The sequence below is a fragment of the Wylensekiella montiformis genome, assembly GCF_009697385.1.
GTDB classification, from domain to species: Bacteria; Bacillota; Negativicutes; order Selenomonadales; family Selenomonadaceae; genus Selenomonas_A; species Selenomonas_A montiformis.
On record NZ_VUNL01000007.1, the window covers coordinates 76,993 to 103,206 of the forward strand.

Annotated in this window: 22 protein-coding genes; all 22 read left to right on the forward strand. The window is 50.3% G+C overall.

Going from position 1 to position 26,214, the window contains the following annotated elements:
- Nucleotides 1-6: 6 nt before the first annotated feature.
- The 22 genes from FYJ78_RS07425 (at nt 7) to FYJ78_RS07525 (ending at nt 26,114) form a co-directional block, all read left to right on the forward strand.
- The gene (locus tag FYJ78_RS07425; protein ID WP_154620778.1) at nt 7-930 is read left to right on the forward strand and encodes a tetratricopeptide repeat protein; all 924 of its coding nucleotides are present in this window, start codon (nt 7-9) and stop codon (nt 928-930) included.
- A 22-nt stretch (nt 931-952) separates the two neighbouring features.
- Entirely contained in the window at nt 953-3,004 is a 2,052-nt protein-coding gene (locus FYJ78_RS07430; RefSeq protein WP_195847910.1) for a glycosyltransferase, read from the forward strand.
- An 82-nt stretch (nt 3,005-3,086) separates the two neighbouring features.
- Nucleotides 3,087-6,092 carry a DUF5672 family protein gene (locus FYJ78_RS07435; protein ID WP_154620780.1) on the forward strand — a complete coding sequence of 1,002 codons (3,006 nt, stop codon included), beginning with the start codon at nt 3,087-3,089 and terminating at the stop codon, nt 6,090-6,092.
- A 9-nt stretch (nt 6,093-6,101) separates the two neighbouring features.
- Nucleotides 6,102-7,028: a glycosyltransferase family 2 protein gene (locus FYJ78_RS07440; RefSeq protein WP_154620781.1), complete on the forward strand. Its 927-nt coding sequence runs from the start codon at nt 6,102-6,104 to the stop codon at nt 7,026-7,028.
- 113 nt (nt 7,029-7,141) lie between these two features.
- Complete coding sequence (locus tag FYJ78_RS07445) at nt 7,142-8,275, forward strand: autotransporter strand-loop-strand O-heptosyltransferase (RefSeq protein ID WP_195847911.1); 1,134 nt, start codon at nt 7,142-7,144, stop codon at nt 8,273-8,275.
- On the forward strand, nt 8,272-8,712 hold the full coding sequence (locus tag FYJ78_RS07450; protein ID WP_154620783.1) for a hypothetical protein: 441 nt from the start codon (nt 8,272-8,274) through the stop codon (nt 8,710-8,712). Before FYJ78_RS07445 ends, FYJ78_RS07450 begins: the two co-directional genes overlap by 4 nt.
- Nucleotides 8,713-8,753: 41 nt before the next feature.
- On the forward strand, nt 8,754-9,062 hold the full coding sequence (locus FYJ78_RS07455) for a glycosyltransferase family 2 protein (RefSeq protein ID WP_235899931.1): 309 nt from the start codon (nt 8,754-8,756) through the stop codon (nt 9,060-9,062).
- A gap of 68 nt (nt 9,063-9,130) precedes the next feature.
- The gene (locus FYJ78_RS07460) at nt 9,131-9,745 is read left to right on the forward strand and encodes a hypothetical protein (protein WP_154620785.1); all 615 of its coding nucleotides are present in this window, start codon (nt 9,131-9,133) and stop codon (nt 9,743-9,745) included.
- Complete coding sequence (locus tag FYJ78_RS07465) at nt 9,742-10,974, forward strand: autotransporter strand-loop-strand O-heptosyltransferase (protein WP_154620786.1); 1,233 nt, start codon at nt 9,742-9,744, stop codon at nt 10,972-10,974. Before FYJ78_RS07460 ends, FYJ78_RS07465 begins: the two co-directional genes overlap by 4 nt.
- Nucleotides 10,946-12,094, forward strand: a complete 1,149-nt coding sequence (locus FYJ78_RS07470; protein WP_154620787.1) for a glycosyltransferase family 2 protein — start codon at nt 10,946-10,948, stop codon at nt 12,092-12,094. Before FYJ78_RS07465 ends, FYJ78_RS07470 begins: the two co-directional genes overlap by 29 nt.
- Before the next feature lie 8 nt (nt 12,095-12,102).
- On the forward strand, nt 12,103-13,449 hold the full coding sequence (locus FYJ78_RS07475; protein WP_154620788.1) for a glycosyltransferase family 9 protein: 1,347 nt from the start codon (nt 12,103-12,105) through the stop codon (nt 13,447-13,449).
- Nucleotides 13,446-14,591, forward strand: coding sequence for an FkbM family methyltransferase (locus FYJ78_RS07480; protein WP_154620789.1), 1,146 nt, complete (start codon nt 13,446-13,448; stop codon nt 14,589-14,591). Before FYJ78_RS07475 ends, FYJ78_RS07480 begins: the two co-directional genes overlap by 4 nt.
- Nucleotides 14,592-14,617: 26 nt before the next feature.
- Nucleotides 14,618-15,844, forward strand: a complete 1,227-nt coding sequence (locus FYJ78_RS07485; RefSeq protein ID WP_154620790.1) for a glycosyltransferase family 8 protein — start codon at nt 14,618-14,620, stop codon at nt 15,842-15,844.
- Between the two features lie 28 nt (nt 15,845-15,872).
- A complete protein-coding gene (locus FYJ78_RS07490; protein WP_154620791.1) occupies nt 15,873-17,456 on the forward strand; it encodes a glycosyltransferase family 2 protein in 1,584 nt (527 codons plus the stop codon).
- A 15-nt stretch (nt 17,457-17,471) separates the two neighbouring features.
- Nucleotides 17,472-18,041 carry a glycosyltransferase family protein gene (locus FYJ78_RS07495; protein WP_154620792.1) on the forward strand — a complete coding sequence of 190 codons (570 nt, stop codon included), beginning with the start codon at nt 17,472-17,474 and terminating at the stop codon, nt 18,039-18,041.
- Between the two features lie 3 nt (nt 18,042-18,044).
- On the forward strand, nt 18,045-19,163 hold the full coding sequence (locus tag FYJ78_RS07500; RefSeq protein ID WP_154620793.1) for a glycosyltransferase family 4 protein: 1,119 nt from the start codon (nt 18,045-18,047) through the stop codon (nt 19,161-19,163).
- Nucleotides 19,163-20,137, forward strand: coding sequence for a hypothetical protein (locus FYJ78_RS07505; RefSeq protein WP_154620794.1), 975 nt, complete (start codon nt 19,163-19,165; stop codon nt 20,135-20,137). Before FYJ78_RS07500 ends, FYJ78_RS07505 begins: the two co-directional genes overlap by 1 nt.
- Before the next feature lie 47 nt (nt 20,138-20,184).
- The gene (locus tag FYJ78_RS07510) at nt 20,185-20,730 is read left to right on the forward strand and encodes an FkbM family methyltransferase (protein WP_195847913.1); all 546 of its coding nucleotides are present in this window, start codon (nt 20,185-20,187) and stop codon (nt 20,728-20,730) included.
- Nucleotides 20,731-20,810: 80 nt separating this feature from the next.
- Nucleotides 20,811-23,309 carry a hypothetical protein gene (locus tag FYJ78_RS07515; RefSeq protein WP_154620796.1) on the forward strand — a complete coding sequence of 833 codons (2,499 nt, stop codon included), beginning with the start codon at nt 20,811-20,813 and terminating at the stop codon, nt 23,307-23,309.
- The gene (locus FYJ78_RS07520; RefSeq protein ID WP_154620797.1) at nt 23,306-24,676 is read left to right on the forward strand and encodes a Gfo/Idh/MocA family oxidoreductase; all 1,371 of its coding nucleotides are present in this window, start codon (nt 23,306-23,308) and stop codon (nt 24,674-24,676) included. Before FYJ78_RS07515 ends, FYJ78_RS07520 begins: the two co-directional genes overlap by 4 nt.
- Entirely contained in the window at nt 24,673-24,765 is a 93-nt protein-coding gene (locus tag FYJ78_RS13090) for a glycerophosphodiester phosphodiesterase family protein (RefSeq protein WP_268878433.1), read from the forward strand. Before FYJ78_RS07520 ends, FYJ78_RS13090 begins: the two co-directional genes overlap by 4 nt.
- A 113-nt stretch (nt 24,766-24,878) precedes the next feature.
- Nucleotides 24,879-26,114 carry an ATP-binding protein gene (locus tag FYJ78_RS07525; protein ID WP_154620798.1) on the forward strand — a complete coding sequence of 412 codons (1,236 nt, stop codon included), beginning with the start codon at nt 24,879-24,881 and terminating at the stop codon, nt 26,112-26,114.
- Nucleotides 26,115-26,214 lie beyond the last annotated feature (100 nt).

The following is a 26,214-nucleotide window of genomic DNA, read 5'->3' on the forward strand; positions in this document are numbered from 1 at the left end:
ATCACCATGGGCAGAGCAAACCGTAAACTGAATAAAAACAAGAAGAAGAAAGAACAGGAGATGCAGTCGGCTACGGTACAGAAACTGCGTGAAGAACTAAACACGCTGTTTGCCGAAGAGAAATATAGCGATGTCATCAACAAGCTGGCTGAGCTCGTGCAGGCTGGCGACTATGATCCGGAGATGCTCTATGCAGGTGCATACAGCTACTTCATGATTGGTGATTATGAGCGTTCGGCAAGCATGGTGGAAAATGTATTGAACTTTGCACCAGGTCATTTGGCAGCACGTATTCTGCTCGCGCGTATCTGCATCTTGGAGGATCGCACCGATGACAGTCTGGCGATTTTCGATTTCGTCCTTGAGCACGGTGAAGGCCAGCTCACGCAGGAGCAGCGTGAGGATATGGAAGACATCCTTGAGTATTACGGCCGCAATGAGGCGGACCACCTAAAGGCCGAGTTCCCGCATGTAGCGTCATTCCTGGGCCTGACGCCGACGGCAGCACCGGCTGCAAAGGCAGCGCCGTTCCCAGTTCCCGCTGCGCCGGCTGTACAGGATGAACCGGTGGCTCCTGCTGCAGCGCCGGAAATCCCGGCCGTGGAAGCGCCGGCTTCAGAACCGGAAGCATCGCAGGGGGGAGAATCCGTCGAGGCGGAAATTCAGGCGGTACTGGGGAAAGACGCGTCACTCAGCGATAAGGTTCGTTTGCTGCAGGCGTTTGCCGGAGGCCATTTTACGGCGGGAGAATATGCGGCGGCAGCTAAGCTTTTAGAAGCGGCGCTTACTATCGATGGAAAGGATGCAAATGTCATCCGCAATCTGGCCGTGCTGGCTAAGCGCATGGGCAAGACCGACAAAGCGTTGGCATTTGCAGCCAGAATGCCACAGACGGATCTTCTGCTGCTGGATTTCCTGCTGCAGAAATGAGCAGGGAGGCTGCGGTAGAAGTATGAATTTGACGGAAACCAGTAAAGTCTATATCATGTGTCCTGCATATGCCTATTCAGGCGGGCCGACGCTGCTGCATCAGCTTGGAGCGCGTCTGTTGGCTGATGGTGTGGATGCCGCTATGTATTATTGGCCGCTTACAGCAGAGAAGAAGGTTCATCCTGGCTATAAAAAATATAATTTGCCGTATACCGATGCTATCGATGACTGTCCGGATAATGTTCTGATTATCCCTGAGACCTTGTGCGGCTTTGTGCCGCAATCGCTGAAAATCCAGCGGGTGTTGTGGTGGCTCAGCGTCGATAATTGGTGGAAGCTGACCAATGAGTTCCTGCAGTATTATGAAGAACAGGCTAAGGCGTTTGATACGGAGCCGTTGCCAAATGTCTGGGCGTTGAATGATGCCGGCCTTACCCATTGGGTGCAGTCTGAGTACGCGCAGCGGTTCTTGCGGCTAAATGGTGTACCAGCGGAAAAGATACTGCCTGTTGGGGATTATCTTGACGAGGCCTTTTTGCTGCGCAATGAAACTGTAACGAAAGAAAACCGGCAGGATGTTGTTGCCTTCAATCCCCGGAAGGGCCTGGATTTTACGCGCAAACTCATGGAATATGCGCCAGATATTTCCTGGCGCCCCGTGCAGGATATGACGCCGGAGCAAGTGGAAGAATTTTTGCATACAGCCAAAGTCTATGTGGATTTTGGCAATCATCCGGGTAAGGACAGGATTCCGCGCGAGGCCGTTATGGCCGGCTGCTGCCTGATTACCGGCAGACGCGGCGCGGCGGCCAATGAAGTGGATATTCCCATAGATGAGGATTTGAAATTCGAAGACACGGAGGAAAATATTCCGCGTATCGTGGCGAAAATCCGTGAGTTGCTGTCAAACTACGAGCAGGAAGCAGACCGTTATGCGGCCTATCGGCAGAAAATCATGCAGGAGCCAGCCGTTTTCTGTCAGCAGGTGCGGGCGGCTATGGGGGTTGGAGCCAGCCGGGAAGAGACAGAACTCATTCTATCCCACGAATGCGGCGGAGGAACCGAGGTGTTTCTGCAGGATTATCTGCAACAGGAATCCGCGGCGAAACAGATTGTTATGCGCCCAAGCAATGCGCCCCGAAGCCTTGCCGAATGGCAGACCTTTGTGCATCGGCATCATATCACGCAGATAACGGTCAATCATTTGTTCGGCTTTTCTTTGTTTGAGACTATGGCAAGCATAAGGAAACTTGGCATTCCGTATACCTTCTATGTACACGACTATCTGTGCATCTGTCCGAACTGGTCGCTGGACTGTCAGGCTGCCTATTGCCAAAACTACCGTAGCCAGCCGTATTGTCAGGGAATGTTAAAAGCTCTTTCTGTACCCAATTTGGACTTGGACCTTTTCCGGCGGAATTTCCGGGAGTTTTTGGCAGGGGCAGCTGAGGTGATCGCGCCCTCTGCCTATGCGGCTCAGGTGGTGAACCAATTCTATCCCGAAGTGAAGATTACGAGCCGTCCGCATAAATTGCAGCGCAATATCGAGCAGACATTTCAGCCGCAATTTGCGCATACGCCGGAGCTTACGTTGACTTTTTTGGGGAATTTATGTGCACAAAAAGGTGCGCGCTATCTTTTTCAGCTTAACAGCTGGCTCAAACGGCGCGGTCTGCCGGTAAAGCTGGTGGTTATGGGTGAAGATATTCAGGATATCGACGGTGATCGCGAGGGAATACTCTTTACGGGCAAATACGACTGCGAAAACGTGTCCGGGCTGTTAGTTCAGCAGCAGACGGCAGCCGTGCTTATCCCGAGTGCCTTTCCAGAAACCTACTGCTATACGGCAAGTGAGGCAATTCTATCCGGCTATCCGGTCATTACGATGAATTGGGGGGCGCAGGCACTTCGGGTACAGCGGGCTGATTGCGGCTGGGTAGTAAGCCGCGATACGCCTGACCGTGGTCAGCTGGCTTTGCAACGTCTTGTCCGCCATTTGCTTACCCCGGCCGGCAGGCAGGATATTTTGCAAAAAGCGGCCAATACGAAAAATTTCCGCAATGGCATGGAATGATTGATTCGAAACAGATGGAGACATATGAATCAGAAACCATTATTTACCGGCAGTGGATGGAAAATCAGGGAAGAGGCAGAACATGAGCGTAGTGATTACAATCCCCATTTATCGGGAGACTTTAAGCATAACTGAAAAGGTATCGTTGCAGCAGCTAAAGCGAATCTTGGGCCATTATCCGTGCGTCTTTGTGGCGCCAGAATCACTGGAGTTTGATTATGAAGGTTTGGAAGACGGCATTGCTGTGGAGCGCTTTCCTAACCATTATTTTACAAGCATAACCAGTTATAGCCAGCTGCTTCTTACCGAAAAATATTATATGCGGTTTGCCGCCTACGATTATCTTCTGATTTATCAGCTCGATGCGTTTGTCTTTTCCGACCGGCTGCAGGAGTTCTGTGATTTGGGCTATGACTATATCGGTGCGCCGATTGCCCCATCGAATCCCACTTGGCATGCCATTGGTGCACGCGTGGGCAATGGCGGCCTGTCGCTGCGGAAAATTACGGCGGCACGTCAGGCATTGCGTCGCTGGGAGCAGCTGCCTGAGGAACGGCAGCGGATTTTTCAGGATATCTTTTTGCAGGTAGAGGATGCTTTCTGGGGCTGGTGCGGCGTGCAGTCGGATTTTGATTTTCAGTGTGCGCCGATTGCTGTTGCTTTGCAGTTTGCTGTACAGGAAGAGGTACAGCGGTGTTACCGGCGAATCGAGGCGGGGACGCTGCAGCCTTTTGGCTGCCATGGCTGGAATGAAAGTCATGTGGCGTTTTGGCAGCGGAAGATTGAAGCTTGCGGCCATGAACTTACGGGATCTGCCTGTATAGATGGCAAGAGCCGCCGGCGGGCAGATTTAGAGACCTATTGGCAGAAGCGTCAATATATGGATATGGCAAGGCTTTGGGGGGCTTTGCGCCAGCATCGCTATACGGAAATGACAATTTTGCTCTTGACTTGGCTTGAGCGTTATCCTGTCGGCGATAAAGTGTGGGTTGGCTGTGGCGAGGAGCTGCAATACATCTGGCGCTGCTGCCGTCAGCAGCGTTTGTCGCAGCCGGATGCACTGGCGGCTCTGGAAACGCTGGAGCAGGTGCTTGACGAGGCTCTTTACCGGGCTTTGCAGGTGGGGGAAGGGCAGGAGTTCCTGCCGTGGCTGATGGAAAGCCTGCAGCCGCTTATCGCCCAGTCCAAGACAGTGGCTGCTGAGCAGCTTTGCCAGCAGATTGAGGAAATTCGCTGGCAGCAGTGGGAGGCAAAGGCTCAGTATGCAGAACCGGCTCCCGCTGAGATAAAGCACCATCATATCGCAGCCATCGGCATGGTCAAAAATGAGATGGATATTATCGAGAGTTTTGTGCGCCATACGCTTAGCTTTGCCGATGAACTCCTGCTCATCGACCATCAGAGTTCGGATAAGACGGCAGAAATTCTGCGATCTTTGCAGCAGGAAGGGCTGCCGCTTACCGTACATACCTCCCGGCGGGTCGAGTATGCACAGGCAGAAATGACGACGGAGCTCTTGTATGAGGCGATAAATCAACATGGGGCCGATCTTGTCATTCCGCTCGATGCGGATGAGTTTCTGGTAGGCACCAAGGCCGGGAAAAGCGTGCGGGAATACTTGGAGGAACTGGACAGCAGCTGTATCTATAAGCTGCCTTGGCGGCGGTATAGTCCCTATCAGCCCGAGGTGCGGCGTGAGGAGTTCATGCTGTCACGGCCGGTACTCGGGGACATTTACCGTGATACGGGAAATAAATGCATCATTGGGGCCAAAGCAGTATTAGACCATAAGCTCCAATTGGTACAGGGCAACCATTATCTGTACTATGTAAAGGACGGACAGATGTTTGGCATGGATATGCTGGACTGCCAGACGCTGGAACTCGCGCATTTCTATTGGCGCAGTTCGGAGCAGTTTCAAACCAAGATTGCCGTCAGCTGGCCAAATCTCGTGTCAAAATATTCGCTGGCGGCTGTCGGCGGCGGCGGTTACCGCCTCTTTCATCAGCGGCTGATGAAGCGGGAGGAAATCCATCCCTCCGAATTTTTAAAACGGGCTAACATGGTGGATTTACGGCCTCTGGTGCAGCCGCAGAAATTGCGCTACAGTCAGCAGGTCACGCCTGACCCGCAGGCCAATTTGATGCAGGCAAGCGTCTTGCTGGCAGAACGCTTGAAGGAACAGCAGATACTGGCGAGTAAGATATGGGTCACCACAATCGTCCCTTATCAGGGGAATCTGGAGGAATTTCGCTCGCGCCTTCAGCAGACGGCGCGTCAGGATTATCCCTGTCTGCAGATATTGATCCCCTGCGTGAAGCAGGCAAATAGTGACGATTTGGTGAAAATCCAGCAATGCTGCAGGCGGCATCTGCCGGAGAAACTTTCCTGGCAGGTTTTGACGGACTCACCCGCTGAGGATGTGTTCACGCAGCTTTCGTCAAATGCCAAAGGCGATTTTATCCATTGGCATCTGCCAGGAACAGAAATGGCGGACAATTTCATGCTGCGCATGGTAGCAGGTATCGCGGAGCAGAATCTTCCCATCAGCCTGCTGGTATCGGACGGGCCGGAGGACTATCGCAATGAGCTTCCGTATATTACGATTCATCCGATTGACAATACGCAGATCGTACGATGTGCGGCTTTCTGGCAGCGGCTGGTCGAAATCGGCAAATATCCGGCCGGCGGCCTGACGGGGTCTTTGATGGCCCGTCGTTTACTGGATGCGTGTGGCTGGCTGCGGCAGGCGTTTTTACCGCCGGAAGGATATTTCCTGCCATTTACGGCGTGGAAGATCCTGCTGACGGCTGGCAATACGCAGCTGGTCGGCGTGATAACCGAGTGCTATGCCTGGCCTGAGGAAAAGGAGCCGCCGCTCGAAGCGCTCGTCATGCACCAGCTGGAATGGCATGAATTGCTGCAGCTGGCAAAAAAAGATTGGCCTGCAGAGACTTGGCGGGAGACGGTGAATTACTATTGCCGGAATGGTGAGCGTTTGCTGTCAAGGGCTATTGCCGAGGGGATAGATACTGCAGCACCGCTTTGGCAGCATTATCAACAGACATTGCTACAAATTCTAGGATGAAGGGAAGCTATGATGGTTAACATATCTGTAATTGTGCCGATTTATAACAAAGTCCAATATCTGCAGCGGACAATTGACAGCATACTGGCACAGACTATGCAGAATTTGGAAATCTTGCTCATTGACGATTGCTCTACCGATGGCAGCTATGAATTGTGCCAGTCCTTGTATGGGCAGCATAAGCGGGTGCATTTGTGGCAAAATGCGGAAAATATGGGCGCTAGTGTTACCCGCAATGCAGGTATTGAAGCAGCGTGTGGCCGGTTTATCGCTTTTGTTGATGCCGATGATGTGCTGTACCCTGATTATTTGAAGCGGATGTATCAGATGGCATTGCGGGAAAATGCTGATATCGTAGCGGAGGGAAGCAGAGAAATTACGGGTCCTTTAGGACTGGATATTCCGTTGGCCCAGCGTGCCGAATATGTCTGGCAAGGCAAGTATATGACAGCCTGTTGTCAGAAGTTGTTTTCACGTGAGTTGATCTTACGTAGCAATATCCGGTTTCACCCCATCGTGTTCTTTGAGGATGTGTTGTTTTCTATTGAAGCGCTATTGGCAGCGAAACGGTTTGCTTTACTGCCGGATACGTTGTATGAAATCATTGAGACCCCAGAATCCATCACGCGTGGGGATTTGTTGGCGAAAGCTCCACAATATATGGATTCCGTGGTAAAAGCTATCCGTTTTCTGTCTGATTATATGGAGTCCATTCCTGATTTAGCAGCAGATAAGGGAAGTAAACAGATATTATTCGTTTTTATCATGCAGTTATCGTTGTTGTCGCATTTTTATGATTTAACAAAACAGCAGTCCCTGGAGGCGATCAATGAACAGATACGGCCGATTATGGAAAAAGAATTTGGTGTGAACTATCAATATGTGACGTTGCTGCTGGACTGGTGTATGAATAAAAACAGGAAGGAGCAAGAATAATGGAGATGTTTCCGTATCCCATCCAGTATTTCCCTTGCCGCAAATATTCGGAAAAGCAGCAGGAGTTGATGGAAGAAAACAATCGTATATTTTTTAATGAAATGCATGTTCATATGGGAGTTGTAGCTGGCGATACGGGCATTGACGGGCTGAAGCTGGATTTCCGCAATGGGCTTCGCTTGCAGGTCCCCGCAGGGGATTATCATGTGCGGATAGCAGATGCCGAAACTGGCACGGTGTATTTTGATGAAGATGCAGCCGAAGTCATCCTGGTATCGGAGGAAAAATATTATATCCCGTGGTTTATCGAGGTCTTTTACGCGGGGCAGAAGGTGTTTGAGCATTGCTTTGATCCGACAGGGCAGCATATCCATATTGGCGTTGTCAGTACGGCGATGGGCGACACAATTGCCTTCCTGCCTGCGGCTGTTATGTTTGCCAAGCAGCATCAAGCGAAAATCTCGATTGATGTCCGCGAAAAATGGCGGGAGTTTATCCAGTTTGCCTATCCGGAGATTGAGCAATGCGAGAAAATTCCCGAGGATACTTATGCGGTTTTCTGGCTGGTAATCGGTTTTGACGATCCGCATTTTATCCCGACGGATGGACGGCGGATTCCGATGCGGGCATCGGCACAGTATATTCTCGGACAGGATTGTATCGCACCGCGTATTCCCTGGAAACCGCGTAAACTGCGGACAATCGCAGAACCTTATGTGTGCATTGGCGTGCAGGCTTCAGGCGTAGCTAAGACCTGGCAGTGGCCAAATGGCTGGGACGAAATCGTGGCATATCTGAAACAACTCGGCTATCGGGTGCTGTGCATTGATCGCGACAGGGTCGTAAGTGACCAAGGCATCACTGTAAAGATGCCAGCGGGCGCCGAGGACTTTACGGGCAATATTCCACTGGCGGAGCGGGCTGATATGCTGGCATATGCCGATTTTTTCATCGGCCTTGGCAGTGGCCTTTCGTGGCTGGCCTGGATGGCGGGGTGTCCTGTTATCATGATTGCTGGCTTTTCTGCGGTATGGTATGAATTCCCGGAGGTTTATCGGGTCATGAATCCCCGCGTATGCAATGGCTGTTTCAATGATGTCCGTGTTCATTTCTTGCGGAAAATTTGCCCGTATCATGAGCAGAAGAGTCCGCATTATCTGGAGTGCCAGCGTCAGATCGCACCGGCGATGGTGAAAAAAGTTATCGACCGTTGCCGGCAGGAGCATAAGAAGGAGTTGCTGCAATGAGAGAACATGCTTTGTCTTTAGCTGGGACACAGCTAGTGCAACTGGCCATGGATGTGCATCAGCTTCCCGTCGCGAAGCTCAAAGCGCTGATGGAGCCGGCTTTTGAGCAGGCAGGTCTGCGCAAACAGCAGGCTGGGGCAGTGAAGTCAATATTGGTGTTGTTATTCGATGCGGTAGGCGATACGGTGCTAACGACAGGCTTTATGCGGCAGCTTTGCAGAAACCGGTACTGGCCTTTTTCCGCGATCCGTTGGACAAGGATGATTTTCTGCCAGGGGTATTCAGTGGTTTTTATCGCTTTGCGCCGTGGCAGGTCCCTTATATCGCCCTGCGCCCGGATAAGGCAATTGGGGGTTGCAAAGAGAAAATCATCTATGGTGGTTGCTGTGGCAAGGCCGCGCATTGCATTGCGACTATCCCGCCCGAAGAAGTCGTGAAGGCATTTACTATGTTGATAAATAATTGTTGAGGTATGAAAATGAAGTGTCCTAGTATTTCGGTCATTGTGCCCGTATATAATTGCGAACGGTACATACAGGCATGCCTGCAAAGCCTGCTGGCACAGACGCTGCAGAATTTTGAACTTATCGTTGTCGATGATGCGTCGACAGACCGCAGCGGGGAAATCTGCGCGGCTATGGCGACGACTGACAGCCGTATAAGGCTTGTGCAGCTGCAAGAGAACTCCGGGGCCGGTATGGCACGCAATCGGGGAATGGAGACCGCCACAGGACGCTTCTTGACGTTTGTGGATGGCGATGACGTCGCGTTGAGCCAGAATATCTGAAGACACTATACGCGCAAGCAATATTGCATAATGCAGATGTGGTTTCAAGTGGTAGTCAGGAGTATCGCTTGCAGAAGGATGGCTCATACCCCTTGTATGATTTAGTACGGTTGACAGATTCGGTATGGATTATGCCAGAAAATGTTTTGTTGCGTATTGAGGCAATGCTGGAAAATCGAACCAATGTTGCGTCATGGGGCAAGCTTTATCGGCGGGATCTTATCGAAAAATACCAACTGCACTTTGATGATATGCCAAACTTTGAAGACTGCTTGTTTAATTTTTTATGCCTTTATTATGCCAAACGTTATGTGTTCATTTCCGCAACGGACTATCACTATCATGTGCGGGAGCAGTCGTTGTCACGCGGACAGGATTTGTCTAAGATAAAGCAGTACTGGCTGTCGGGGATAAAGACATTATTGGCCTGCGAGCAATGGATGGCAGGGATGGAGCTTTTTCAGCAGCACCCGGAGCTCAAGCTGCGGATAAAAGCTTATTTTTTCGGCATATTCCTAAAGCGGCATATGCTGCCTGTTTCCAAGTGCTATTCCTTGGAACAAATCAATCAGGAAATTGCCCCATACTGCCGGGAATATTTCCATGAACAACAAGATTTTGTGATGCTGCTGCTGGATTATTGTGTTATGCAGCAAGACAGGCTTGAGGATGATGGAGAATGAAACCAATCGTATTTTTTAGCGCTGCGCAGAACGAAATGAATGAGTACCATCAGGCGCTGTTAGTCAGGCTCATGGAAAAGGCTGGCGAAGTCAAGGGGGAGACTGGCATCCCCGGGCTTAAACTTGACTTTAATTTTGGACTGCGTCTTGAAATACCGGCCGGGGATTTTGCCGTCCGCGTGAGCGACAGTGAAAGCGGCCAGGTGTATTTTGAGGGAGAGGTCAGCAATCAGCTGCTGGCTTCCATGGAAAAATATTATATTCCCTGGCAGGTAGAAGTCTATCAAAGTGGCAGCATGGTGTTTGCGCATCGCCTGGATGTCACGGAGCAAACCGTATACTTCCATCTCGGCAATGCTTTGGGCGATATGCTGGCGGTTATGCCTTACGTCTTGGCCTTTCAAGAAAAATATAATTGCCGGGTTGTCTGCGAGCGGCAGGAAAATTTCGCGCCGCTGTTTGACGTCTGTTGGCCGCAATTTCCTATGGTGGAGAAACTGCCAGAGGATGCCTATGCGGCCTTTGTGCTTGGAATTTTCCAAGATGCGCCAATCTTATCGCCAACGGATGCGCGCTCGGTGCCGCTCACGCAGCTTGGCGGTGTTCTGTTGCGTCTGCCGGTTGTGCCAAGGAAGTTGCAGCTTACGGCTGCGGGGCGGAATCCCTTAATAGAAGAGCCTTATGTATGTATTGCTACCCAGGCTTCGGGGGTCAATAAGTGCTGGCATTATCCGCAGGGCTGGGAAATCATCATCAAGCGGCTGAAACAGGCAGGCTATTGCGTGCTTTGCATCGATGGCGATCGGGAACTGCGACAGGGGAGTTATCATGTGGGGATTCCTGAAGGGGCCGAAGATTATACAGGACGGCGGCCGCTGGATGAACGCCTGGCACTGCTCAATGGGGCGGCCTGCTTCATTGGCGTGTCGAGCGGGCTTTCCTGGCTGGCCTATGCGGCAGGGACGCCGGTGGTGATGATCAGCGGCTTTACCCTGCCGTCAAATGAATTTTTTACGCCGTATCGGGTCATCAACTATCAGGTCTGTCATGGATGCCATAATGACTTGCGCGTTGACGATAAGAATTATTTTTGCCCGTATCATCAGGGTACGGAACGGGAAATGGAATGTTCCAAGGAGATAACCGCAGAACAAGTTTGGCAGCAGGTACAGAGGTGCCTGCTGGTTGGAGAATCATGTTATGAGAAAAACGAGCATTATAATACTTAGCTATAATACGCTTTCGTATACGCAGTTTTGTATCGAAAGTATTCGCGCTTATACGAGAAAAAATAGCTATGAGATTATCGTGGTGGATAATGCTTCTACGGACGGTTCGCTGGAATGGCTCAAGGAGCAGCGCGATATAAAACTCATCGCCAATATGGAAAATGTTGGTTTTCCGGCTGGCTGCAATCAGGGGATGCAGGCCGCAGCGACAGAAAATGATCTATTGCTGCTCAACAGCGATACGATTGTGACGCCACACTGGCTGGATAATCTGCAGCAGGCACTTTACAGCGGGAAAGATATCGGCGCGGTCAGCTGCGTGACCAATAACTGCAGCAATGGCCAGTCGATTGCGGTGGATTACCAGACCGTAGAGGAGCTGCAGCAGTTTGCGGCAGGATACAACCACAGCGATGCGCAGAAGTGGTACAGCTGGCCAACATTGGTTGGTTTTTGCTTCCTGTTGAAACGCGTGGTATACGATAAGATTGGCGGTATGGACGAGTGTTACTCGCCGGGAAATTACGAGGATGATGACTATTCGTATACAATCCGTCAGGCAGGTTACCGGCTTCTGTTGTGCGCCGATACGTTTATCCATCATTTCGGCAGCGCCTCATTCAAGCAGGCGCTCGATCCTGAGCAGACGAAGGCCAGACAGGAACGCTTTGATAAAATTTTGCAGGCGAACAAAGAGAAATTCATGCAGAAATGGCAGGTATCGCCAGATCATAAAGTATTCCATGGCATTACAGAAGTGCTGCAGCCAGAGGATGCGGGAAAGAAAGTCCTGCTGGTACGCTGCAGTGTGGGGCTTGACTTATGCAACCTGAAGCGCAAATATCCGCAGCTGCAGCTTTCCGGAGTGGTGCTGAATGTTGCGGATAAAAAGAACGCCGTGCAGGATTTTCCTATCCGCTATGTGTCCCAATGGGAAAATATCAGTGCTGCGATTCCCGCAAGACAGGATATTATCCTGGTACTTGGCAACGTGCGGACGATTCCGGACAGCAAGCGGGTACTTTTAAAACTCGTCCGGCGCTTAAAACCGCTGGGAAAACTCTATTATTATGATGAGCAGCATTCGTATTGTGAGCAGCGCAATGTAGAGGATGCTTGAATACAGGGATGGTGATAGATATGCGGGCGATTGAGGATATACAGCAGGGCATCGCGGTTTATGAAGAACAGATAAAGCAAACGAAGGAATTTAATACGTATGATTTTATCCAATATATGGAACCGTATTTTGTGCGGCATGGGTATCGTACAGCAATGCCAGAATCGCCGCGGAATATCCTGATCATCCATGATGCAGGCGTGGGGGATTTCATCAATTTGTCGCCATGTCTGCGGGCTATCCTCCAGCATTATCCATTGGCACATATCGTGCTGGTGCTTTTCCCGCGTGCTTTAGTTTTGGCTGAGGCCTGTCCGTATGTAGATGAGGTCATACCTAATTTGCGTCAATGCGATTGGAATGATTTCCTATCGCTTTATGAATGGAATCAGGGATTTTGTGCAAAACTTCTGCCCTATCATTTTGATTTGGCCTTTGTGTTTCCTCATTATGGCAGTGCCGTTCAGCTTGCGTATCTGAGTGGAGCCAAGGTGCGCGTGGCCTATGATATCAGCCGTGTACAAAAGTCAACATATTGGCATGGTGACATACCGTATGATGTGGTGGTGCCATTTATCAATCGGCCGGTTCCTTATCGCAGTGAAAATGTTCATGCCACGGATCGCTATCTGGGGGTACTCGATGCATTTTGGGGGCAGAAGGTAAACGAGCGGGAAACGGAAGCTTGGTGCTTTCCCAAGGATATCGAGCGTTCCGAGGAAATCCTGGCCGATTGGCTGGCCGCGCAGTATCCGATTTATTCTATTGTCATGGGCGGTGAGGGAGCGTTCAAGCGTTGGCCACCGGAAAAATATGCGCAGCTCATCCGGCTGCTGCAGGAAGATTACCCTTCGTTGCACTTTGTGCTGCTCGGAGGTGGTACAATCGACGGGCAGGAGGCACAGCGTTTTCTGCAGGCTTATGAAGAGCTGCAGGGCAGAGCAGAATCCATCCGGAATTTTGTGGGGAAGCTCAGCTACTGCGAGTCCGCGGCGGTTATGGATAAATGCGAAGCCTATATCGGCAATGACACCGGCAATATGCATCTGGCGGCTGCCTTGGACAAACCCATTCTTGTTCCGTGCGCTTTTGCGGCCGAGTTTCCGCTGGGACCTGACGATGTGCCCCGCATCTTTGCGCCACGGCAGGTACCGGCGGTATTCATCCAGCCGGTCAAGGCTTTGCCTGCGTGCAAACCAAAGCGTTCGGAGCATGGCTGTTGCCAGTGGGGGGAAGTGCACTGCATCGGGCAGGTTGAAAGCCAGGCCATGCGGAAGGGCTTTGACCTTTTGCGGGAACGTTGTCATAGCGGGCTGAATGGAACAATATATGTGAATCAGGAGACTTTGTTATGATGAAAGCGCGTGTTATTTTATGGGATATGGATGGCAAGGGGAAGAAATGGCTGGAGGAGAATATCCATGGCGATCGGATAGAGCTGGTACAGATTATTCCATCGTATGAAAAGAATGTTCAATTGGTTAATGATGATATCGATTTGCTGTTAATTGCCAATGAGGTAATCGATATAACTATCATACAGATGTTGGAGCGCGTTGGTTTTGGCAGTGACCGGGTGGTATTCCTTTACTCGCTGAACAGCTGGTATGATAAATTCGACCAAGCGGCCTTTTTGATGAAGGATCAAGTTGGCGGTATGAGAAGACTGCTCTTTTGGCGTCATGAATGCTGCGCAAAAGATTATTGCAGCTGCAGGGTGGAAGGTCTTACCTTTATCGCTTCGGTAAAGGACAAAGTTATCATGCCGACGATGATGCGTGATGGGCAGATTTGGTCGGCGGGTGAAATGCGCTTGTTTTATAAGCTGGCGCATGAATATTATGTGCTTCGCGATGATGAGCCGGGATATTTCCTCGATTTAGGAGCCAATATCGGTACGACGGGGATATATTTTCGCAAAAAGTTAGATATGAACATGGAGATCATCGCATTTGAACCGAACGATAACAACAACAAGCTGCTGCAGATCAATCTGTTGTTGAATGGTCTGGCGGGGGAGGCTTATGCTGAGTCTTATGGTTTATCCGATCGGCGGGAAAACAGGCAGCTGTACTATGATGAAAACAATCCGGGAGGAACGAGCCTTGTAAAGAACAGCGGCGGCATGACCGCAGAGGTGCCGCTGATTTCCTTGGATGAATACTTCGAGGAAAGCGGCCTCGATGATGCGAGAATCAAGTATATCTGGATTGACACGGAAGGTTTTGAACCCTTTGTTGTGGGCGGTGCCATGAATATCCTGAAGAAGCGGGCTATTCCGCTGTATATGGAATTCAATCCCTATTTATGGAACAAACAGGGCCATTTGCAGACGATGGCGGACTGTCTGCGCGAGGCAGGATATACCAGGTACATCCTGATTCAAGAGTATATGGAGGGACGAAAGGAAATTTGGCCTGTTGATTCACTCGTAGCATTTAAGGATGCGGGGCCGAATTTCCAGCGGGATATCTTTCTGATAAAGGGCAATACGTGACCATGGCATAAGGAGTATAGAATACGATGATGGATATTTGCTATGCAATCGCTGATGAGAAGGGGACATACAGCAAGTTCCTCGGAACGTCGCTATGGTCGCTTTGCGAGCGGCACGGGGCAAAAGACCTGCACATCCATTTGCTGCACGATGGGTCATTGCGGGAAAAGGAAAAGCTGCGGTTTCGTCAGGCGGCCATGCATTTTGGCCAGCAGCTTTCTTTTTACAATGTGGAAGTGCTGGCCGCGGCGGAGCTGGATTATTTGCGGCGGGAATTGCCTCAGGCTGGGGTGTCGCGCTATACTTATGCGGCCTTTTACCGCCTGCTGGCGGCACGGCTGCTGCCGCGGGAGTTAAAGCGGTTCATTTATTTTGATGCTGATACCGTAATCCATATGGATATCGCCAATCTTTGGCAGATTAACTTGGAGGGTTATCCGCTGGCTGCTGTCGCTGAGTATGATGAGGTCGGTTATCCTGCGGACAATCTGATGGTGGCGGCTGGCTGGATGGATGGCAAGGCGTATTTCAATTCCGGCGTATTGCTGGTAGACCGTGAGAAGTTTTTGGCGCAGGGCGATATCCTGTGGGCGGGCATCAAGCGTCTAAAACAGCTCAAAGGATTTGTGTTTTATGATCAGGATATTCTCAATGCATATTTTGCTAACGGCTATAAACATTTGAATATTGCCTATAATGCGTTTGTGCCAGCTTTGCAGTATCGTAAAATCCAGCAGTTGGTACCCGCAGTTTATCATTATGATGCGGGAAGTCTCGGTTTGCGGGAAGATGACGTCTATGACCGGTTATTTTATACGGTGTTTTCCCAGACGCCATGGTGCGACGAAGACTTCCTTTATCGCTGTTTTGCGCAGATGGAGCGGCAGTACGACATCGATCTGGAGCTGGCGCGGCAGGTATTCAGCGTTGCCAGTCAAAGGCAGCGGATATTTTGCGCCAATGAAGCCTCACAGAAAGCGATTCAGGAACTTTTCCATTTTTTGGGGAAGGATCGTTACCTTACGATGCGCAGTGATATGGATTGGGCGGGACGCCTGTGTCAATATGAGCGCGTAAGTCCTGCGGGACGCAGGCTCTACATCTTGTTTTCGGGACAGTATGAGAAAATAAAGCAGGAACTTTTAGCGGCAGGTTGGCAGGAGGGACAGGACTTTATGGATGGACGGTTGCTTTTGCCGGCAGAATGTGGCGGCCATCTTTTCCGCTCACCGGCACTGATTCGCAATCTATAACGAGGGATAGATAGAGGGAAGGAAGATCATGATGCAGATAGCGGTAATCTCGATGGTACGCAACGAAGCGGATATCGTCGAAAGCTTTGTGCGCCATGCCGCAAGTTTTGCGGATAAGCTCTATATCGCAGACCACGCCAGTACCGATGGTACTTATGATATCCTGCGGCAGTTAGCGGCAGAAGGTTTGCCGCTCAGCGTGCAGCAGTTTGATGGATCGGCGCAGGCACAGGCCGAGGTCATGACAAACTTGATGGAGCAGGCCTTTGCGTCAGAGTTCGATTTTGTCCTGCCCCTTGATGCCGATGAATTCCTGCTGTCCGATGGAGGACAGGATATGGCATGGTGCCGCGAGGCCCTGTTTTCGGTCTGCAGGCCGGCGGATATTTACCAGCTGCCATGGGTGACGTATCAGACCGCAGAAGAATATCATGGGCAGCAGTTTATTCTGGCAATGGAAAGCCAGCGGGAAAGCCGGCCCGAGGAGCTCGGAAAACTTCTATTGGGGCGTGAGGCATGGGAAAAGACGGGCTTCCGGCTGAGTCAGGGGAATCATCATGCTTTGCTCCCCGCGACAGACGGTTTGCAGCGGCTGAAGCCGCTGCCGCTAAATGGTGTGCATCTGGCCCATTTCCCATGGCGAAGCAGCGATCAGGCCGCGTCGAAAGCCGCCGTGGGGTGGCTCGCCAATGTGGCCAAATACTCACGGCAGACGAACCTGGCCAATCATTGGCGGAAGGGGTTCTATCGGCTTCTCGCAGGTGAGAAAATGGTTCGTCCGCCGCTGACGCATGGCCAGCCGGCACGGATTGCGTCGGCGTGCAAGGCACGGGCGCTTTCCTATACGAAGGCACGGAGCGGCGAAGGGGTATTGCTGCGCAATGTCCTGCTGGCCGCAGAACAGCTGGCCAATGCGTACAGCGAACAACAGGCTGCCAGCGAAACACATAAGGTATCGCTCCTGCTGCCCTATTTTGGCGATCAGGAGGCCTTTCAAACGTCCTTTGCCAGCGCGGCGGCTGAGGATTATCCACAGGTGAATATCATTGTCTTTCCGTTGGGGGAGGAAGCCATCCATGACGATTGGCTGCTGGGCTTTTTGCAGGAGCAGTCGGATAAAACCGCGAAAGATATCGTCTACTTGCAGGAGCAGGGGGATATCCTCTGGCAGGATCTTGCCGAATCAGCTGATGGCGAGTTTATTCAATGGGGATTCCCCGGTGATATTCTGGCTCAGCATAAATTACAGCCCATGGTCACGACGCTCACGCGTCATGGCAATATCGATTTCGTGCTGACGAACAGTCTGGATTATCCGGCTTTGCATCAGGCGAAGGAGCAGGGAACTTTGGTAGATTTGCAGCTGCCCGATGGCTTTGCCATCGGCGATGGCAATATCTATCGGCAATACCTGCGGAAGCATCAGACCTTGTTATCCGGCGGCTTGTCAGCGCCCTTGTTCCGGCGTCAGACGATGCAGCATTGCGGTTTCTGCCGTGAATACCTGCAGGATGGAAAGCCGCAATGGCAGGCAATCTGGCAGGCCGTGCTGCAGGATGCCATCATTGGAGCCATGGATACGCCTTTGGTGGAGATGCATAGTCAGCGGTAGAGAGGAGTTTGCAGGATGCACTTATGGCCGGTGTTGTATTTCTATTCAGGGGTGAAGGATTTTACGGCGGAAGACAACGGGATTTTTGTCCGTTATGATGAACTAGCGAGGATGGTCAAGGGCGAAACGGGCATTGCGGGACTAAAACTCGATTTCAATGCAGGTTTGCGGCTGGCTGTTCCCGCTGGCAATTGGCAGGTAAGGATTACCGACGCTGACAGCGGGCAGGTGTTTTTCGATGGCCAAGCATCGGAAATGGATCGCGTCAATATGCTGGCCTATGCAGACTTTTTTATTGGCCTATCAAGTGGCCTGTCGTGGCTGGCCCATGCAGCTGGGTGCCCAGTGGTGTTGATTGGCGGCATAACGCTTCCTCATTCGGAGTTCGATACGCCCTACCGTGTGCAAAATAGGCAGGTTTGCCATGGCTGTTATAACGATTTGCGCGTGGACTGGCGGGAGGATAAATGTCCCTACCATAAGGGAACCGCGCGGGAATACGAATGCTCGAAGAAAATCACGCCCCAGATGGTTATCGGGACAATCGAGCGATTCTGTAAGGATATGCGGGGAAAGCAGGAGTGAGTTATGGCTGGGAAAAGACGAGGGATTTACAGTATTGCCCCCAATAATGGCTGGAACGATCAGCAGCTGACGAAGAACTGCGGGATTGTGCCATATCTATTTCACAAGAGATATGGCTATCGGGCGGTGATGGTTGGTACACGTATGCAGGCGGAGTATCCGTCTTTGGAACGCTATGTAAAAGGCGTTGAGATGGATTTTCTGCCGGATGCAGAATGGGAGACGGAATGCCGGTATCTGCAGGAACATTATCAGGATATGGATGTATTGGTCCTGCATGGCTTGTTCCCGTTCTATTTCCCCATTGTTCATCGCTATCGCCAACTGCGGCCTGATGGTAAAGTTTATCTGGAACTCGACCCTAATTCCTATTATGAGGATACCTTGGAGTGGACACATCCAGCCTTTTTGCGGTTCTTGCAGGAATGCGATGTGATAGGGGCCAGCTGTCATCGTATGCAGAAATGCCTGGGACAAAAATGGCCCTGTGTGGTGGAATATCTGCCCAATGGTTTTTACAACTTTGATCAACTGGATATGGCCGTAGATTTTGGGAGAAAAGAAAAGGTTATTCTGACTGTGGGCCGGATAGGTTCTGCTCAGAAGCGCAACGAAGAACTGCTGGAAGCCTTTGCTAAGATTTATGTTAGTTTGCCAGATTGGACGGTGCGCTTGATAGGAAAAATCGAACCTGATTTTATGCAGTGGTTTAAGGATTTTTGCCTGCGTTATCCGCGGATTGGCCGACAGATTGAGATGACAGGCCCGATTTTCGAGAAAAAACAGTTGCTGGCGGAATATAAACGGGCGAAAATCTTTGCACTGACCTCGGTATTTGAAGGCGGGACGCCGAATGTTGTGGCTGAAGCACTATATAGTGGCTGTTATATGATTACCTCGGACATCGATGCAGCGGATGATGTTATCGATGAAGGACGCTGTGGAAGTAAGTATGAACGTGGCAATATTGATGTACTGGCAGATATCCTATATCAAGTATGCTGTGATGAGAACTGTATGTTGCAGGGCGGTAAGCGTGCCTTGACTTATGGCAAGGAAGAATATGATTTCGAGAAAATCATTCAACGCCTATACTGGCTGCTTTTCAAAGAGGTGGAATGATGGCTGAGCAAGCACGAGAATACTTTCGCTATTATGGTGAAACAACTGATGGCAGCAGAAAGCTGTTATTGGACACTTTAGATTTTTATAGCAACCACAGCGCCTTGCCGATGCATATCGTGGAGGAAAATGGCGAAGCAGTTGATTTCGTATTGGATCGGGAAATAAAAAAGCTGCTGCATTCATTGGAAACAGCTGTCAGCGACATTTCCCTGCGTCAAGGGTACCAAATGGTAAATCTGATGCTGGCAGCTTTTTGTTTACGGAAATACAAGCCGCTGAAACTGTTGCATCTGGGAGGCAGGGCAGGTGCAGGGCTGACCAGCTTTTGCCAGCTGCTGCCAAAATTCCACCCGGATAATCGGATGTATTGGCTGACCCCAACGGTTAGGGAACAACGGACGGATCGTATCTGCATGATGATGCCGTTTGAAGAACTGCTTCTGCCACAGGACGCTTTCGATATTATCGTGCTCGATGATACGGATGAATGTTTACTGCCCTCTATGAAGGAGCAGCTATGGCTGTCCCTGCGGCCTGAGGGGCAGCTAATCCTCCTGTCTAGGCGCAGGGAAATGCAGCAGGTATTTAGCGGCAAAGGAGCAGAAACGTATTTAGCCGGTGAAGGCTGGACGGTAAGTCAAAGCACCATAAGTGCAGCCGAACATGAGGCTATGGCGGCTGATACCTGGGATGGTGCTGTGAAGACTATCCAGCAGGAAGCCATAGAGCGCATACAGCTTGTGCAAAGGGAAGTGACCGTAGAAGGAGCAGATATCGATGCCCTCTTGCAGCTGGCAGATGAGGCAGAGCAGTTTGTCCTGCTGATTTATGCCTCCTTGCCGAGTCTGGAGGTCAAATACCTGGCCAATGAATGGAAACGGGCTTTGCTCGACTATCGGTTAGGCTGGGGCAAGCTGGATAAAATACAGCAAAGAGGCAATGCGTTGCTGATAGAATTGCAAATCGCATAAAGGTTGAGATTGCTTGAAGTAGGATAAACATGAAGGATTTCCTAACTATGGTCAAGATTTCCTCGCTCGGGGCAAAAGTATATGCCTTTGAGATGGATAAGAAAAATTATGAGGTTTGTAAGTCCAAAGCTGAGCAATACGGTTTCGTGGCCGAAAACATGGGGCTTTCTAATGTGGAAGCCGATGCGCATTATAACAGCGGCGGCACGGGAAGCTGTAAACTGGATCATGGTTCCGAGGTAGCGCACTTCATTTCGATTGATGCATATGTCGAACGGGCAAACCTTCCGCGTGTGGATTATATCAAGCTCGACGTCGAAGGGGCCGAACGAGATGTCCTAGAGGGCGCGGCGGCCTCCATCCTGAAATGGAAGCCAAAGATGGCTATCAGTGCCTATCACCGTCCCTATGATTTATGGGATTTGCGCGAATACGTCTCCGCACTTTGCCCAAGCTACCGCTTTGAATTCCGTCACTATCCCATCGACGTCACGGACTATTGGCTCTCAGAGCAGGACAAAGCCCTGCTCAATGAATATGGGCTGGGGTATAAAATCCCCACGTCCTGTGAGACGGTGCTGTATTGCTATTGAGGAGAAATAAAAGGGAATAGTTGAGCAATTGTCGAATGTTATTTATATAGATAAACATAGTATATACGAGGTGAAGAAGGATGTTGGGATGGAGCCAGAGAAAGCAGCTGGTCCTGCAGATGAAGACGGCGGCTATCGCGATGGGGAGGCTGCGCCGGGCAGGAAGAGAACCGGGAAAAGAACTCATAGACATCCTGTCAGGTGTTGATACATGCTGTCAGTCGCTGTTTAATGGGGAACGGCATGATTTCTATCATCAGATTTTCGCAGGACTGCTTCAGGCACTGAGCAGGGACTGGCAGCAGATGACTCTGGCTGACCGCAGGGAATCCAGTGCATTATGTCAGGATATACTGGATATTGCCATCAAGGCAATGCAGCAGGAAAAATGCCGCCGGATTATCCTGTTTCTGCCGTACAAGGCAAGCATGTGGGACAGCCTCGAAAGCGTCTGGATGGCCGCTGAGGCAGATGAATCCTGTGAAGCCTATGTGATGCCGATTCCCTACTTCGAGCGTAAGACCGATTATACCTTTGGTGATATGCACTATGAGGGGGATTTATTCCCCGACGATGTGCCAATCCTCAATTATCAGCATGTCTCACTGTCAGAAATGCATCCTGACGTCATATACATTCATAATCCATATGACAATGGAAATTTGGCCACCAGTGTCGCTCCGCAGTATTATTCGGCAGAGCTCAAGAAATATACGGATATTCTGGTGTATATCCCGTATTTTGCGACCTCTGGCGGGATGGGCGATGGTCAGCGGTCCTGCTTTGCTTATCAAAACACAGACTATATCATTGTACAGGCTGAATCGCTGAGGGAATTCTACGATCCGCAGGTAGACCGCGGGAGAATCCTGCCGCTGGGCTCACCAAAGTTTGACCGGATTGTACGGATTTGCCGTGAGCGTCCGGATCCGCCGGACTCGTGGAAGGGCAAAATGGCAGGCAAAAAGGTATTTTTCTATAATACCAGCCTTGCCGGAATGATTCATAATCCATGGGCTTTCCTGAAAAAGATGGAGTATGTATTCCATACGTTTGAAAAACATCCGGAGGCTTGCCTGCTGTGGCGGCCGCATCCGCTATTGGAGACGACCTTTCGTTCGATGCGCAAGGACTTCCTGCCTTTTTTCCATCAGCTCAAACAGTATTATCTGGACAATCAGATTGGCATCTACGATGATACGCCGGATATCGATACGGCAATCGCATGGTCGGATGCTTATATCGGCGACTCGGGCACCAGCGTAACGTCACTGTTTGGTGTGGCAGGAAAGCCGATCTTCATCTTCAACAACCTTATCCATCGCTTGCCGCAGCCGGATGACTGGCGCGGCAATCTTGTGGTAACGGATAATCTGAAATGGATGGTAACAGGAAATAACGATTTGTTGTGGTCGCCAAAACAGGATGGACGCTATGCGCTTTATTGCAGTCTGTCTGAATATACCAGTGATTGCTATTATGGACGTGTTTTTGAGACAGAGGACTATGTGGTGGTATGTCCGGCAAATGGACAGGATATTTTGCTTGTGGCAGACCGTCGTGTAGTGCGCAGGATCCCGCTGCGGGACCTTTGTAGCACGGCCGGGCGTTTTGCGGGAGCATGGCAGATCGGCCGGTATATCTTCCTGATTCCCATCCGCTATCCAGCGATTGTCCGCTGCGATATAAAATCCGGTCAGGTCGACTATGTGTCCGGCTATGACGATGTCATCGCTCAGGAGACAGATGGCGCCTGGACTGTCGGCGGAAGCTGCGTATGGCAGGACAAGATCGTTATCGCGTCACCGACCGGCGGCAGGATTCTGCTGATTGATGCCGCCACCCTGCAGGTGGAGCAGCTCAATCTGGATGAGCGGGATGAAAACGGAATGATGATATTGGTTCCCGATGGGGAAGAAATCTGGTGCCTGCCGCGCAAGGGCTATACCATCCGCTGCTGGAATCCATGCACCGGAACGATAAAAGTTTATGAGGATGTGCCGGAGGATTTCCATTGCGAGCATGTGCCATTGCGCTTCGAATGTGAACTGAATCCCTGGAGTAGCCTGACGGTAGCCGGGAATATCGTTTATCTGGCGCCGCATTGGGGCAATCGGTTCCTGCAGCTCAATAAGGAAACAGGAGAATTTTCGGAGTGGAAAGTACCCTTCCGGGCAACCTGCCGGACAGAAAATGGCTATATGCCGGTTTGGGGATGTGCGGTCTTTCTGGATAGGGAGAAATTCTATTATGCTCCTGAGCGCCGCATCTATCATTTTGCCGGGAAGAACAATCAATTTACCGAATATCCGATGACCATTGATGAAGCAAGCCGGCAGAAGATGGGCAAGGGATTCGGCCGCATATCGGAGTGGCAGCGGTATGGCTGCCTCGAAGATGCCTATAATACCTTGGAAGATTTTCTAAAGGGAGATTTGTCCGGCAAGGAGTTCTCGCGCAGTGCCCAGCTGGAGGCGTACAGTGAGATCGCCGCGCATATCGATGGCACGGCTGGCGCCGCAATTCATCAATACATCTGTGAACAACTCGACGCGAAACAAGGAGGCGAGAGGGAATGAAAAAAGTCATAACCTACGGTACCTTTGATCTCTTTCATGAAGGCCACTACCGGCTGCTTGAGCGCGCCAAGGCGCTGGGCGACTATCTGATTGTCGGCGTCACTACGGAAAGTTTCGACGAGGCCAGAGGCAAGCTGAACGTGATCGACTCCTTGATGACGCGCATCGAAAATGTCAAGAAATCCGGTTTTGCCGATGAGGTCATTGTGGAGGACCATATCGGCCAAAAAGTGGAGGACATCCAGAAATATGGAGTGGATATCTTCGTACTGGGTTCGGATTGGACAGGAAAATTCGACTATCTCAAGGAATTTTGCGAAGTCCGTTACCTTGAGCGTACCAAAGGCATATCGAGCACGATGAAACGCACCCATAACCACAAGATCATCCGCATGGGTCTAATCGGCAGCGGCCGCATTGCGCGGCGCTTTGTGCCGGAGGCAAAATACGTCAGCGGCATGGAGCTAACGGGCGTATTCAATCCGCGTATTGAGAGTGCCAAACGCTTTGCGGAAGAAATGGGATGCGAGTTCTATACGGCGGACGAGGAAGAATTCTACGAACACGTCGACGCCGTCGACATCTGCACGCCGCATGAACTCCACTATGCCTATGCGAAGCGCGCCCTTGAGCACGGCAAGCATGTCCTCTGCGAAAAGCCGATGACGCTTAAAAAGACAGAGGCGGAAGAACTTTTCGATCTGGCGGAGCAAAAAGACCTCATCCTGATGGAAGCCATCAAGACCGCTTATACGCCGGGCTTCATCCGTCTGCTCTCCATGCTGCAGAGCGGCGTCATCGGCGAGATTCGCGATGTCGAATCCTGCTTCACCCGTATCTTTCCGGACAATACGAGACGCGAGCTGACCAATGCCGGTTATGGCGGCAGCTTCACGGAGTATGGAAGCTACACGCTGCTCCCCATCATCAAGCTTCTGGGAACCAATTATCAGAATATCCGCTTTACCTGTTTCAAAGCGCCCAACGGCGTAGATCTCTATACCAAAGTGTATTTTGACTACGCGCACAGCATGGCCACGGCCAAGACGGGACTGAAGGTGAAATCCGACGGCCATCTGCTGATATCGGGGACGCGCGGCTATATCTTCGTGCCCGCGCCGTGGTGGAAAACGACGGAGTTTGAGCTCTGCTATGAGGACTTTACACAGAACGAGAAGGTCTTCACCAAATACCTCGGCGACGGCCTGCGCTACGAACTCAGCGACTTCGTCTCCGCCATCAACGGCAACCCACGCGGCGGCTTCAAGCTCACGCGCAAAGAATCCGCCGCATTTGCGGACATTATGGAGAAATTCCTCGTCTGGAGGCAAAAGTCTCCCATCGAGGAAGGGGTGGTTATCATATGAAATTTTGGACACATCGGGGCTGCAGCCAATGCTATCCCGAAAATACGCTGACGGCCTTTGCCAAGGCTGCCGAACTGGAATATTTATAATGTAATTTTATGCCGACTAATTTATAGTTGGAATATAAATTGGTCGGCATAATTTGACTATCTCCTCCGACTAATTTATAATATAAATATAAATTGGTCGGAGGAGATAGCCTATGAAATATATTCGAAGACATATGGAGACGTGTATCTGTAATGCTGGACAGACATTTAAGGCTCTATTGGTTACGGGGGCGCGTCAAGTAGGTAAATCTACAATTTTACAACATGTTTTTAAAAATCGTTCATATGTAACTTTTGATGACCCTGTTCTTTTAGCGCAGGCGCAGGGGGAACCTGGCCTTTTTTTTCGCAACCACCCGTATCCAATAACGTTGGATGAAGTGCAGTACATTCAGGAACTTTTTCCGTACATCAAGATGGAGTGCGACGCTACGGAAGAAAGAGGTCTTTTTTCACTAACGGGTTCGCAGTCATTTCGATTAATGAAACATGTATCAGAGTCCTTGGCTGGACGCATCGCAATATTTGAATTGTTTGGTCTGTCACTTCGTGAAATTGATGGGATTGATTTTAATAAACCGTTTATTCCGACGGAGAGTTATATCAAGGAACGTAGTAAGAATGTTTTGCATCATGGTGATATTTGGCATATTATCCATCGTGGTAGCTATCCAGCACTTTATGAGTCAGATGTAGATTGGCAGTTGTTTTATACGTCATATGTTCAGACTTATCTAAACCGCGATGTAAATGATTTGTTGAAGGTGAAGGATCAATTGAAGTTTATGCGGTTTTTAACTGCGATGGCAGCAAGAACCGGGCAAATGTTGAATTATAGTAAAGTGGCAGAACAGGCAGATATAACGGTGGCGACGGCGAAGGAATGGACTTCGGTATTGGAGGCGTCGGGGTTGGTATATCTTTTGCAGCCATTTTCTAATTCGGCATTGAAACGAGCTATAAAGACACCGAAACTATATTTCCGTGACACTGGATTGGTATGTTTTCTGACCAAATATCAGACAGCAGATACTGCTATGAATGGGGCTATGGCTGGCGAATTATTTGAAACATTTGTTGTTTCCGAGATACTGAAATCTTTTTCAAATGCAGGAATGGATTATCGGATGTATGTGACATACTATCGGGGAAAAGATAAAACAGAACAGCGTGAGTCAGAAATTGATTTACTAATTGAGGATGGCAACACTATTTACCCAGTAGAAATCAAGATGTCAGCCAATCCGAAATTGTCGATGACGAATACTTTTGATGTCATTACTAAAATAAAAGGGGAAAAGCGGGGCTTGGGTATTGTGCTTTGTATGTATCCGCAGCAGCTATGGCTAAATGAACGTACAGTAGCATTGCCTATTGAATATGTGTGAAGCTAGAGCGCATAAAGCAATCTGTTAGGTGAATATGGAGGTTCGGAGATGGATACGCGGAATGAAGAAATTATATAGGGAGGTAATGTACCGATGGGTA